The organism is Runella sp. CRIBMP (genome assembly GCF_009905605.1).
Taxonomy (GTDB): Bacteria; Bacteroidota; Bacteroidia; order Cytophagales; family Spirosomataceae; genus Runella.
The window spans coordinates 1-13,818 of the sequence record NZ_JAAAKZ010000021.1; the positions used below are offsets into that span (position 1 = coordinate 1).

A 13,818-nucleotide genomic window follows, 5' to 3' on the forward strand; every position below is an offset into this window, starting at 1 on the left:
ACCACCAAACCCACGGGTGAAGGCACGGGTTTGGGGTTGAGTTTGGCGTACGATATTGTGACGAAGGGGCATGGGGGAATGATTGAGGTAGAGAGTATGGAGGGGGAGGGGACGACTTTTATAATGCGATTGCCTAATCTATAAACGATTGATATTCAAAGAAAATCTACCCATATCTCGTATGAAAAACACTACATCTCTGCTTGTTATCAGTATCCTGAAGGTGTCTTGTATTAGCTTATTAATCTTATCTCAGTACGCGTGTCGTCAATCCGAAAACAAAGGCAATGAGTCTCATCAATTGTTAGTCGTGGAGGCGAAGGGTTATAAAACCCCAGCTGACAGTCTAGCGCCACCCAAAGTAATCCCCGTGACGGCAGCTGACTTTAAAATTACAACTGTGGGGGCTCTAAAATCAATTCCAGCTAATACCAATATTTATGCAGCAATTGCGAAAAAGCCCTTCAACCTGACCGCCCCCACCATTTGTACACCTGGAAAAGATTCATTCTCGTTACCTATTATTTCTGAGGCGATTGATACCCAAATTACAGTAGGGCCGAGAGAAGTGGTAGTAGCCAAAGATATGGCCATCAAAGACCCAAATCCTGCTAATTTTAGCTACTACACCAAACTGCAAGGGTTGCGGCACCCCTCCGTATATACTTTGATTCAAGACAAGGCTGGTAATATTTGGATAGGTATGAGGGGAGGCGGTTTGAGCAGGTTTGACGGACAAAACTTTACCCATTTTTCCAATATTCCCGCCACCAACGGCCACCGAGTCATGACTTTGATTGAAGATAGCTCGGGCAATATGTGGTTTGGGTCAGAAAAAGAGGGCTTGTTTAAGTACGATGGTCAAAATTTTAGGTACATCGTAGATAAGAAAAATACGCCAATGGGGCACGTCCGAACCATGTTGCAAGACCGAAAAGGAACGATTTGGTTTGGTACCACCAAAGGGGGGATAGGTCGGTACGACGGCAAAAATTTTGCGATGTACTCTACCAAACAGGGGCTTTCAGGCAACACGGTCAGGCATCTTATTGAAGACCGCCACGGAAACCTCTGGATAGCTACTGAAAAGGGTGTTGATAAATTTGACGGACAAAGTTTCTCCCATTATGCTTATCAAAACGGTCTACCTGCCCAAGGTATTCGGTGTTTGTTGGAAGATAAAGCTGGTAACATCTGGATGGGAACCGATAGCACGGGCCTGATAAAATACGATGGAAAACAGTTTTTCAATTTTACCCAAAAAGAAGGATTAAGTCATAATACGATTAGCACCTTGCTAGAAGACCGGACTGGCAACGTCTGGTTAGGTACCGAAGGCGCGGGAGTCGTCAAGTACGACGGGAAACAGTTTACGCACTATGGCCCGAAAGAAGGATTTCCTGATAGAGAAGTATTATGTATGCTGGAAGACCGTTCGGGCAACATCTGGTTTGGGAATTATGGTAGTTTGACCAAACTTAGCGGGATTCCTTTTAATCACTTTACGGACAAGGAGGGCTTGTTATTCAACCGAAACTGGAGCATTTTGGAGGATAAAAAAGGGAATATGTGGTTTGGCTCGCAAGCGGGTCTGTGCAAATATGATGGTAAACATTTTACACATTATACTTCCATAAAAGGCTTACCCTCACCACAAACGGTGCGCTCCATTGCCGAAGACCGCCAGGGAAATATATGGCTAGGTTTGGGCGATGGAGGCGGGGGCTTCGCAAAATTTGACGGCAAGAAGTTTTACTACTATAAAGACCCAAACAGCGAAAGAGGAAACGCCATACAGGATATAATGGAAGATAGGCACGGCAATCTGTGGATGGCTAATTATGGGTCGGGTGTTTATAAATATGATGGTAAGAGCATTACTGTTTTTACCACCAAACAGGGACTTCCTTCCAACATTACTAATAGCCTCACCGAAGACCGACACGGCAACATCTGGATTGGGACAAGTGACGCTGGAATCGCTAAATACGACGGCAAACAATTTACCTGTTATACCACCAAAGACGGATTGCCGCACAACAGTGTTTGGGCAAGCCACGAAGACAAAGCGGGCAATATATGGTTTGGTACTTCAGAAGGCGCTGCCCGATACGATGGGAAATATTTTACGGCTTTTACCCACAAAGAAGGACTTTCGGAAATATACCCGCTCACACTTACCGAAGACCACGAAGGCAATATGTGGTTTGTGACTCGTAACGGTCTTAATAAATTACCCAAAGAAAAAGCCCTAAAATCGTACTTAAAAACAACACCCAATGCATTGGGCATTGATGAAAACCTAAACTTATTTAAAAGCTTTGGGTATGGTGATGGTTTTTTGGGGATGGGAGGTCAAAGTGGAAATACCATTATTGCCGACCGAGCAGGCAACATTTGGGCTTGCTCAAATGACAGAGTTACGGTGTATTATACAAGCAGAGAGGTGAAAAAAAATGCCCCTCCCAAAACTCGGCTCACTGGTATTTCGCTGTATAATGAGCCCGTAGATTGGAACACACTTATCAACAATCCAGATACTAGCATAGTGCTGGGAAATGGTGTACAAGTGGGTGATATTCGGGTAGATAGTACCATTAAATGGCAAGCATTGCCAGGAGGTCTAAGCCTGCCTTATGATAACAACTACCTGACTTTTCATTTTATCGGTATCACGATGCATCAGTCAGATAAAGTAAAATACCGATACTTCTTGGAAGGTAACGACCGGAGCTGGAGTAGTCTTTCCAGTAGCAACCGAGCTTCGTACAGTAACCTTTCGCCGGGTAGGTACACCTTCAAAGCAAAAGCACTCAGCAGCGTTGGCGAGTGGAGCAACGAGTATCAGTACACTTTCTCGATTCGGCCTCCGTGGTGGGCTACTTGGTGGGCTTATTTGATTTACGCTTTACTGTTTTTAAGTGGATTGAGAGCTTATATTGTGTTCCGTTCACGGCAGTTAGTGAAAAAAAACCAAATGTTGGAACACAAGGTAAATATTCGTACCCGTGAATTAGAAGACTCTCTCAATAAACTCAAATCTACCCAAGCTCAACTGATTCAATCGGAAAAAATGGCCAGCCTCGGCGAGCTTACGGCAGGTATTGCCCACGAGATTCAGAATCCATTGAACTTTGTCAATAACTTCTCGGAAATGAGCGTTGAGCTTGCCCAAGAATTGAAAGAAGAAGTAGAAAAGCCAGAAATAGATAAAGACGCTATCTTGGATTTAGTGACAGATTTAAGCCAAAACCAGCAAAAAATCAGCCACCACGGCAAACGTGCAAGCAGTATTGTGAAAGGAATGCTAGAACACTCAAGAGCAGGTATGAGCATAAAAGAGCTTACCGATATCAATAAACTGGCAGATGAGTCTTTGCGGCTTTCTTATCATGGATTAAGAGCTAAAGATAGTAGATTTAATGCTGATTATGAGTTGATTATAGATGAAAGTTTGCCAAAAATCGAGGTTGTTCCACAGGAAATCGGGCGGGTGTTGTTGAATTTGATAAACAACGCTTTTTATGCCGTCAAAGTTGGTAACGCAGACGCGTCTGTGGTTCAAAACCGCCGATTGGTCAGCAATGGCGGCGCAGTCGCTGCCGACGTTAATTACTCGCCCAAAGTTGTTGTCAGCACCCAAGCTGTTGACAATCAAGTTGTCATCCAAGTAAAAGACAATGGCATAGGAATGCCTGAAGCCACCAAAGCCAAAATCTTCCAGCCTTTCTTCACCACCAAACCCACGGGTGAAGGCACGGGTTTGGGGTTGAGTTTGGCGTACGATATTGTGACGAAGGGGCATGGGGGAACGATTGAGGTAGAGAGTGTAGAGGGGGAGGGGACGACGTTTATCGTGAAGTTACCAATAGTTTAAAATAATACATTTCTGTTATATTTGGTTGATTTTTTAACCTTTTAACCTCTCTTACCTAATGAAAAGCGCTCTTGCCTTCACCCTTCTTTTGTTATTTGTCGGTGTTTTTGCAACGGCCCAAGTGCCTATCGATACCGCTCCCAAGACAAGCTCTGGTATTGATATTCTGTCGGTTGGTATTGGCTTAGTGATTGGTGTTATCATTGGTTACTTACTTGGCTCGCGCAAGAAAAAATAATAAATTAGATGTGATTCATGCTCACCAACAGCGGTACAATACGCCCTCGTTGCTGATTTTTCAAGAAAAAGCCCATTTTCTTTTCTTTGTAATTGACTTGCTGGTAAGGCAATAGCGCATCACCAAAAGCTTCAATGACACGGTCGGGAAATGGGCCTTTTGCTTCGTTGATTTTCTTTACGTAGCCATCAATGTCAATGGCTTTGTCCGAAAACAAAAATAACCAATACTCAGTCCCTTTGGGGTCGATGAGGGTCAGAAGTTCGTCGCTGGGTAAGTCCAACTTGGTATTGGTTCCGATGAGGGGGCTAAAATTATTGTTGGGAAATAGTTTGGTGGTGATGTTTTCGGTGGCATTGGCGGCTATCATATAGACGTAAGTCTGCTTTGATACGTTGGCACTAAATTTATAAGGTGTACCCGTCCGCTGCGGTTTTTTGAAGGTGTAGGCTGTGAGTTTGGCGTTGGCATTAGCGCGCACTACTTCTTCTTGGGTGCCCGTTACAAAGGTCCCCACCGAAATTGTCAAATCGACTGAAAGTGCATTTTGTGCGACATTGAGTGGTTCTATGTAAGCCTGATAGCCATACTTTACATACTTTTTGTAGTCGGCGTAGGTCATCCAGAAGTAGCCGCTCTCGCCCCAAGAGTCGCCCCAACTATTGACCAATCTGAATGCACCACCGAATTTTTTGTCGTCGTAGCCTATCACACACAGGGCGTGGCCGTAGCTCAGGGTGGTAGAAGCATTAGTGGCAGGTTTCCACTGACTGATTTGGGCCTGGGCTGTTGAAGACCCAAAAAATGCCATCCCGCGCGAGAAAAAGGTATTTCTGAGCGATAAGTCGTTGAAGGAAGAGGTAGTTTGGATGCCTACTACAACAGGGGAAAGCTCCGAAAGGGCTTTCTTAGTGGTAACCACTACGTTTTCTTCGCGGTCGGTGATGCCAAATAGTTTGACATAATCCAAAATTTTAGAATCGTTTTTGAGCGCTATCGGCTTGTTGGGGGCACAATAAGGATAGGGTTGTTCAGAAAGTTTGGGTAAACCGTTTTGTTTGAGATATTCCAACGCCTCGGCAATGTCGGCTCCCAGCATACAGGTATTGTCAGTAAGCGATTTGATGCTGTTGTAGAGAAAAGACGGCGAAAACCGTAGTTTATCAATCTCAATTTTTTTAGTCAATCTTCTACGTTGGGCCTCCAGCATAGTGCGCATGTAATATCCTACCGACACCCCCACGCAGGTGCCCAATTCGCCCTGGTCCATCACCGATGGGGCATAAACAGATAGGTCTATTCTGGTAGGTAAGCTACGTACCGCCTGTGCAGAGCGTTTTTGAGGCATTCCCTGATAGGTATTGTCGTTGAACATCATACCCTGCGCAAACACCCCAACAGGCCACCTGAAGAGGAAAAAAATGAGCAATACTTTTTTCATAAATTTAGCTTATCTAGGCCGGTTAATTTCTCCCCAAAACTCGACAATAGCCACCTGTTCGACGAGTGGCCACTTCGCCCTTGGATTGGAGGCATTGACTTCCATTTTTTCAATAAACAAATATTCTTTGTCAAGAATCATCATCTCGTACTTGGGATTTCTTTTGGCTAAGTGTATGTCGTCTAAGTATTGTTTCAGTGGATAGGTCTTTTCTTCGGGGATTGCGGTGTTTAGATAATAGCTACTCAAAGATACGGTAGCAGTTGGGGCAAAATAGGACATAATTTTCCGTCTGATTTGGGCGCGTTGTACTGAGTCTCTGTTTTGGCTCAATCCATTGAGTAATCCATTTAGCACGGTGGTTTGGGACACCAAAGAGTCGGGTATGGGGCCGATGATTACGTTGGCGGCGGCACCTTTGCACGATTTAATCTCCAAAACGGGCGTTTGGCTTATTCCCATATCGTAGAAATACTGACCCATAAACATTGAAGTAAGACTCTGCAGTTGTTGGAAAGATGTTCTTTTTAGCGCGGACGAGTCGGAGGGAGTGAGCATTGCTTCAAAAGCGCGATGAAATGAACTTGTAAACAGCGACGGTCCATCTGAAGTAATCCATGAAGATTCGTAAGGGAGCGAACTACCCATCTTGATAATGCCGCAGTTTTCTAAAAATAGTTTTCTGATAACAGGTCTCCTCAAATCAATCCTCAGCCCCATCGAGGCCCTTATTTTTTCTTTTTGTTTGATACTTTGCTCGCTACATTCTGCCAAAATCAAGCCCAGACGTAGCTTTTTTGCCCTTTGTTTGGCAATGAGCCAACGTTCCACTTCCCCTACTGAAAGCCCTATTTTGGGAGTATCGCGCAGTTTCCAGTTGGCAAAAAGGCTTTTGTCTTCAGGCTGTCCTATGCCAAAACCGGCAAAATACACTACTACAATGTCTTTTGAGTTGGTTTTGAGGTTGACAATGGCTTTTTTGACCGCCGTCGCCGTAAATTTCGCCCCCGACAAGTAGGTGGTTTGCATGGGGTAATTCAAGCCCCATTTTACCGTTTCCATTATCTGCATCATTAGTTCTTCGTTGCGTAGATTGAGCAGGCCGAAGTTGATATCCTCTTTTTCGATGACAAATACCACGTGGAGTTTTTGGCCATACACCCAGGCGTTCATCAGTAATCCCGTAAGAATCAAGCAAAGGTTTTTCATGTTGGGTTTTTGGGAAAGTTAGTGGTTTTCAGCAAATCAGGCAAGTTTTTTGAGCAAAATACGGACGCATTTATACCTTTGTTGAACAACTCTATTATATGAAAAACTTAACTTACATCATCTCTCTGTGGTTGTCTTACTTTGGTGCCGTTGGTCAGAATAATAGCCTTACCGATAGTCTCAAAAATATGCTCACTCAGCCCATGGCAGATACCAGTAAAGTGCTAATCCTCGACCAACTGGGGCGCAGCCTGATGTACTCGCAGCCCGTAGAGGCCATGAAATACGCACAAGAAGGACTAAAACTGGCCAGTCAGAGTAATTATAACAAGGGTAAAGCACGAGTTTTGAATCGAATCGGCTCAATTTTACGCATTTCGGGCAACTACACCAAGTCACTGGAATCGCACTTGGCTTCTATCAAAGTGGCGCAAGAAAGTCAAGACAGAGATGCGTTAGCCCGAACCTACAATAACATCGGTATTTTGTATTCAGAACAGAAAAATCATGTTCAAGCCATTGAATACTACCAAAAAACCAGAAAACTTGCCGAAGAACTGAAAGACGATAATCTCAAAAATATCGCTTTGGCCAATATTGGCATGGACTACTCTTTCTTGAATCAATTGGATTCCGCGCTATTTTACACCCAAATAGCCTACCAAATGTCTAAAGAAGGCAAGGGCGGCGATCTCAACGTAAACTTGGTCAACCTGGGTAATATCTACAAGCGCATGGGCAAAGACGAAATAGCGCTGCGCTATTACAAAAACAGCATTCCGAAGTCTATCACCGCTGAAAATCACCGGGCGTTGAGCCAAACTTACTTAGACATTGCCGAAATTTTTAGAAAACTCAACCGTAGCGATTCGACCATTTTTTATGCCCAAAATGCCTTACAATTAGCTCAAGATGCCAATATTATTCCAACGGTGGTGAACGCCAGTTACTTGTTATCGTCAGTCTATGAGTCTATCAACAAAGCCCGCGCTTTCGACTACCTCAAAATGGCGTGGGTGGCTAAAGATAGTATTCTGAGCATCGACAAAGTGAAAAACTTTCAGAAGGTAGAATTTAACGAACAGCTCAGACAACAGGAAATCAAACAAGCCGAACAAGCCTATCAAAACCGCGTCAAAGTATATGTAATGGCGAGCGTATTAGTAGTGTTTTTTGTAGTGTTGCTGCTTTTGTATCGCAACATCCGACTCAAACAAAAAGCGAATGCCTTGCTCCAACACCAGCGCGACGAAATAAACCTCCAACGCAACAAAGCCGAAGAAGCTCTTACCCAACTCCGCTCCACTCAATCCCAACTCATCCAAAAAGAAAAGCTCGCTAGCCTTGGAGAGCTCACGGCAGGCATCGCCCACGAGATTCAAAACCCATTGAATTTCGTTAATAACTTCTCGGAATTGAGCGTTGATTTGGTTTCAGAGTTATTGGAAGAACGGAAAAAGGTATACGGAGAACGGGATGAAGAGCTGGAAAAAGATTTATTGAATGACCTCGCTCAAAATCAAGAGAAAATCAACCACCACGGCAAACGGGCATCAAGTATTGTGAAAGGGATGTTGGAGCATTCCCGCCAATCAACGGGAGCGCGCGAATTGACCGACATTAATCAACTCGCCGATGAATATTTAAGATTGAGTTACCATGGTTTGCGGGCAAAAGATAAAGACGGTTTGGAGAGCCGATTTAATGCTGATTATGAGTTGATTGTAGATGAAAAATTGCCAAAAGTTGAAGTTGTTCCGCAAGAAATTGGGCGGGTGCTGTTGAATCTTATCAATAATGCCTTTTATGCCGTAAACCAACGAGTCAAACATGGAGAGCTCAATTACCAACCGAAAGTAACAATTTTGACTCAAGTTACTGATAATCAGATTGTTATCAAAGTTAAAGACAACGGTATAGGGATGCCAGAAGCTACCAAGTCCAAAATCTTTCAACCCTTTTTTACGACCAAACCCACGGGCGAAGGCACGGGCTTGGGGCTGAGTTTGGCGTATGATATTGTGACGAAAGGCCACGGCGGAACGATTGAATGTGAGAGTGTAGAGGGCGAGGGGACGACGTTTAGGGTGGAATTGCCTATCAAGCAACAATAATCACGAGCGATAACATGATAAAACGCATTCTTCGGGCCATACTTTTCAACCTTGTTTGTTTTTCGGGGTTTGGGCAGGATACTACGGTAGTTTTGTCCAAAAAAATGTTTGCACCAGACGAGCGACTGGTTATTTCTTCCATGCACGGCTGGGTATTTAATTCAGGAAATAATGCCGATTGGTCAAAAAAGGACCTCAATACTTCCGATTGGCAACATTTTCGCCCAGCAGATATACCTGCCCGCTACGCCGATTCATCAGGGTTGATGGAGGGTTGGTTTCGGCTCAGAGTGAAGTTGGATTCAACTTTCTATCATTTTCCCCTCAGCTTGTCTAAAGAAACATGGGCGGCAATGGATGTGTATTTGGATGGACAATTGATTCATTCTTACGGTAATACAGGGCGCGATGGGAAGCCGTTTGAAGAGCATAATCCGTATTATGTACTGCCGGTGCCAGTACAATTACAACCTCAGCAAGCGCATTTAATTGCGATTCATATCGTGGACGAAACTTCGCAATTACAACCCCTGATGTTGCCCTCATTGCCTCGCTCGGGACAGATGCTCTCGCTTACGGGTGCTGAATACACAACCCTGATGCATCAACGGGCCGAGAATAATGCCGTCTACACCGCCACTTGGTTGTTTGTCTCTTTATTGATTGCATTGCTGCTTTGGCTGTTGTCTTTTCTGAATCTGTACGAGAAGAAAATCATTCACTTGATTGCCATTGTTCAATCCCTGATTTCTGTTGAAATGCTGGCGCGTTTTTTACTTAATTTTAGCCTTTCTCACCAAGAATTATTGGTTAATGCGCTGGTATTGAGCCTGACGGCCTGGACAAGCAACGGTTTTGCGATTGTTGCCCTGTCGATGGCTTTACGCATTAAAATCTCCCGAGGATGGTCTGTCGTCATCATTGGAATACACGCTCTGGGAGGTTTCCTAAATGTATATGTGTTTGACGGAACGTTGATTGATTATTATTTGCCGATACAGTTTTGTATTTTCATAGCGCTCATTATACTCGGGCGAGACAACATCAAAGGCGCTTCTCGGGCTCTTATTATTGGGGTAATAGTGGCAAGTTGTTTTGCGATATTAATGGCATTTTTTGATTATAACGACACCCCGTACAACTATAATCTGTTGCTGACGGGCGTTCGTATTTCTTTCCCGATTTCTTTGGTGGTGTATGTGTCGCTGTTGATGAAGGAATTGTTGATTGACATACAACAGCAGGCCAACAAACTCGTCAAAGTCAGTGAAGAGAAAAAACAACTGCTCGCCAACCAAAATATACTGCTCGAACAACAGGTACAACAACGCACGGCCGAGCTGAGAGCCTCGCAGGAAGACCTCGAAAAAACCTTAAATCACCTTAAAAATACCCAAGAAGAACTCATCAGGCAGGAAAAGTTGGCTTCGGTTGGACAACTCACGAAGGGTATCGTTGACCGTATTCTGAATCCGCTCAACTATATCAACAATTTCTCAGAATCCTCAAGCCTTTTGGTGGATGAACTCAACGAAATGCTTGAAAAGCACAAAGACGCCGTACCAGAAAGTATAAAAGAAGAGTTTTTGAGTGTCGTAGACCTTATTAAAAGCAGTGTGATAAAAATTTACGAGCATGGCACTACCACAACGAGAATTGTAAAAGACATGCAAAAGCTATTGAAAGAAAAATCAAAAGACTTTTTGCAAACTGACCTCAATGTGTTTGTCGAAAATGAAGCCAAATGTGTTTATGATGAAATAAAAGTAAATTATCCCGATTTTAGGGTGGAACTAATCCTGGACTTGGCAAAACAACCCCTCGAAACCAAGATTCTGCCGCCCGAATTTGGGGAAGTGATTGTGGCACTGATTGATAATTCATTTTATGCCCTTGCCGACAGAAGCGTGACTGATAAAGCCTTTAGTCCCCAGATCAAAATATCGACGGAATTGGTGAATGATGACATTATTTTAAAAGTTAAAGACAATGGAACGGGTGTTTCACCGCGTGATTTGGAAAGGCTTTGTAATCCTTTTTTTACCACCAAACCTACCTCAAAAGGCACAGGTTTGGGCCTGTTTATGAGCAAAGACATCATAGAAATACACAAGGGCGAAATTAAAATTGATTCAGAAGAGGGAAAATTCACGGAAGTAATAATGGTCTTGCCAACGCTGAATAAGATTTCATCGAGTATCTAAAATGCCCCAGAAAAAAGTAAGTAAAATGAGATAAAGTTTGCCAGTGAAAAGAACGAAATTAGGCCTGTGGTTAGGTAACCAATCGACTCTTAAACCCTAAACAAAATATCAAAATGAACCGAATTTATCCTCTTTTCTTTTCGGCTTTTCTCCTTTTGAATGGCCTGACTATCAACGCCCAAGATGCACGTAATAAAATGATTGCGCGGGGCGCTCAACTCGAATTGAAGACCGCCACTTACAAAGCGCCCCCTGGCGATGCGCTTTCACATCATACGTCGGGCTACGCTAAAATCATGTGTTCTGCGGTGTTTATTACGGGGCTGAAACCCGAATTTGCCGCCGAAAATGTGGGGTATTTTACAAGTCCCTACGCTGAACGGGCCAAAGTAGGCAAGCCCGTCGTTGATTATGATAAAAAATCAGTTTCGATTACTTTGCCCAACGGGGTTACCCGAACCGCTATTTACACGGGCGACCAGGGTTGCATAACCTTGCCCGAAGGGAGTAATTCTCTGAAATACAGCCCTGTAAAAGTAGTACGTAATCTACCAAATGCCACTACGACTCCGTGGCCCATGGGGGATGTGTTGCCCACTGACCCAATGCCTTCGGAAATTGATAGGGCCAAAGTGGAACAAGCCGTCAAGGTGGCTTTTGAACCCGCCGTGGCCCAAACGGCGGCTTTCGTCGTCACTTACAAGGGACGCATCATCGCTGAACGTTATGGCGAAGGCATTACCAAAGATACCCCGTTGGAAAGCTGGTCGATGGGTAAAAGCCTTTCCGCAACAATTATGGGCATTTTAGTTGGTAAAGGGGTTTATAAATTAGACCAACCCGCGCCTATTCCGCAATGGCAGGGCAAAGGCGACGAAAGAGCTAAAATCCGAATCATGGACATTATGCACATGTCCAGTGGATTGTACTGCCGTGCGCCACAAGATCCCGACTACAATCCAGCATTGGGTTATCCCGACCATTTGTACTTGTACACTGGAGCCGTCAATTCGTTTGAATACGCGGCCAATTTGCCTCAACAATGGCTACCCAATACCGTAGGCCGCTACCGTAACTCTGACCCCGTCCTGACCAACTACTTGAATCGATTGGGAATAGAAAAAATGGGCGAAGTGTATCATACCTTTCCGCAACGGGCTTTGTTTGACAAAATCGGAGTACGGACGATGGTCATGGAAACTGACCCTTACGGTAACTTCTTAACCCAAGGTTATGAGTTTGCATCCGGACGAGATTGGGCGAGGCTAGGAAATTTGTATTTGCAGGACGGTGTTTGGAACGGTGAACGCATCTTGCCCGAAGGTTTTACAAAGTTTGTCAGTACCCTCGCCGAACCTTGGGTAGCCGACGGGCGGCCGATTTATGGTGGCCTGTTTTGGATAAATGGTGATGGCGGTTTTCCAATTCCCAAAGATGCCTATATGATGTTGGGGGCTGGTGGTCAATCGGTTACGATTGTTCCCTCGCACGACTTGGTGGTTGTTCGGCTGGGGCATTACAAAGGCTCGCAGGCAGGAGGCGTAGCCTTGAACAAGGCATATTCATTACTGATGGAAGCTGTACCTGAGAAAAAGAAATGAACCAAGAAAACGAACTGGAAATGGATAAAATTGATATTTCACAAATCGTTAATCTGTTTGATTTCGAAAAATTGGCAGTGAGTAAAATGGCCAATATGGCCTATGAATACGTAGCAAGCGGCGCCGCCGACGAGTTTACGGTCAGATGGAACAGACAGGCATTGGATGCGATAAAACTCAATCCAACGGTACTTGTTGATGTCAGTCAAATAGATACCAGTACTTCACTTTTAGGGCTTGATTTGCCACATCCAATACTGATTGCCCCTACTGCTTATCACAAAATCATGCATCCCGAAGGGGAGCTGGCGACCGCCCGGGGTGCTGGGGCAGCGGAGGCCATTTACGTGGTCAGTTCATTTACCACTACTCCTTTGGAAGAAATAGCAAAAGTGGCGACTCAACCGCTGTGGCTTCAGTTGTACGTCAGAGACGACCGACACTTTACCAAAGACCTTGTTCAAGAAGCTGAATATCAAGGGTGTAGAGCGCTTTGTATTACGGTAGACACGCCCGTGGCGGGTGCTCGTAATCGTCAGCAAAGAGTCAATTTTGCCCTGCCTCATGGTATACATACGCCCCACATGCAAGATGCTTTTGCCCTCACAAAATCCCTTACGTGGAAAGACATTGAATGGCTGAAATCCTTCGCCAAAATCCCCGTGTTGCTCAAAGGGATTTTAAATCCCGAAGACGCCAAAAAAGCGGTTCAGTCGGGAGTATCGGGTATTATCGTCTCTAACCACAGCGGACGAAATCTGGACACCGTGCCCGCCACCATCGAAGCGCTTCCGCGCATTGCCGAAAAAGTAAACAAAAGAATTCCGATATTGATGGATGGCGGCATACGGCGCGGAACCGATGTACTGAAAGCCATTGCTTTGGGCGCAAATGCGGTATTGGTGGGCAAACCTATCTGTTTCGGGCTGGCCTGCGGCGGGGCCGAAGGCGTAACGAAGGTATTGGAAATACTCCGAAATGAATTTGAACTTGCGATGGCACTCACGGGTAAAACCACGATTGCCGAGATTGATTCTTCGGTGATATGGAAATAGCTGATGAGGTAAGTCGCTGTTTATTTATGACTTTTCGTGACTAGTTAAACCCATCTATTGTAAAATTGACAAGATAATA

9 protein-coding genes are annotated in these 13,818 nt (G+C 44.6%); 7 read left to right on the top strand and 2 right to left on the bottom strand.

Annotated features, from left to right (window positions below; all coding sequences use genetic code 11):
• The 3 genes from GVN20_RS26460 to GVN20_RS26470 all read left to right on the top strand — a co-directional run.
• Positions 1–144, top strand: a 144-nt coding sequence (locus tag GVN20_RS26460) for an ATP-binding protein (protein ID WP_255455471.1), incomplete at its 5' end; no start/stop codon positions are given.
• Positions 145–181: 37 nt separating this feature from the next.
• Positions 182–3,877 carry a two-component regulator propeller domain-containing protein gene (locus GVN20_RS30060; RefSeq protein WP_166561235.1) on the top strand — a complete coding sequence of 1,232 codons (3,696 nt, stop codon included), beginning with the start codon at positions 182–184 and terminating at the stop codon, positions 3,875–3,877.
• Between the two features lie 58 nt (positions 3,878–3,935).
• The gene (locus GVN20_RS26470) at positions 3,936–4,115 is read left to right on the top strand and encodes a hypothetical protein (protein WP_166561236.1); all 180 of its coding nucleotides are present in this window, start codon (positions 3,936–3,938) and stop codon (positions 4,113–4,115) included.
• Between the two features lie 4 nt (positions 4,116–4,119).
• Here GVN20_RS26470 and GVN20_RS26475 read toward each other — a convergent pair whose 3' ends face one another.
• A complete protein-coding gene (locus GVN20_RS26475) occupies positions 4,120–5,556 on the bottom strand; it encodes a C1 family peptidase (protein ID WP_166561237.1) in 1,437 nt (478 codons plus the stop codon).
• Positions 5,557–5,565: 9 nt separating this feature from the next.
• Entirely contained in the window at positions 5,566–6,765 is a 1,200-nt protein-coding gene (locus tag GVN20_RS26480) for a hypothetical protein (protein WP_166561238.1), read from the bottom strand.
• A 98-nt stretch (positions 6,766–6,863) separates the two neighbouring features.
• Between GVN20_RS26480 and GVN20_RS26485 the strand changes: the two genes are divergently transcribed.
• The 4 genes from GVN20_RS26485 to GVN20_RS26500 all read left to right on the top strand — a co-directional run bounded on the left by GVN20_RS26485 (position 6,864) and on the right by GVN20_RS26500 (position 13,739).
• The gene (locus tag GVN20_RS26485; protein WP_166561239.1) at positions 6,864–8,879 is read left to right on the top strand and encodes a tetratricopeptide repeat protein; all 2,016 of its coding nucleotides are present in this window, start codon (positions 6,864–6,866) and stop codon (positions 8,877–8,879) included.
• Positions 8,880–8,893: 14 nt separating this feature from the next.
• On the top strand, positions 8,894–11,083 hold the full coding sequence (locus tag GVN20_RS26490; protein ID WP_166561240.1) for a sensor histidine kinase: 2,190 nt from the start codon (positions 8,894–8,896) through the stop codon (positions 11,081–11,083).
• Positions 11,084–11,196: 113 nt separating this feature from the next.
• Complete coding sequence (locus GVN20_RS26495; protein ID WP_166561241.1) at positions 11,197–12,684, top strand: serine hydrolase; 1,488 nt, start codon at positions 11,197–11,199, stop codon at positions 12,682–12,684.
• Entirely contained in the window at positions 12,681–13,739 is a 1,059-nt protein-coding gene (locus tag GVN20_RS26500) for an alpha-hydroxy acid oxidase (RefSeq protein WP_166561242.1), read from the top strand. The genes GVN20_RS26495 and GVN20_RS26500 overlap by 4 nt, the downstream gene beginning before the upstream one ends.
• Positions 13,740–13,818: the final 79 nt, after the last annotated feature.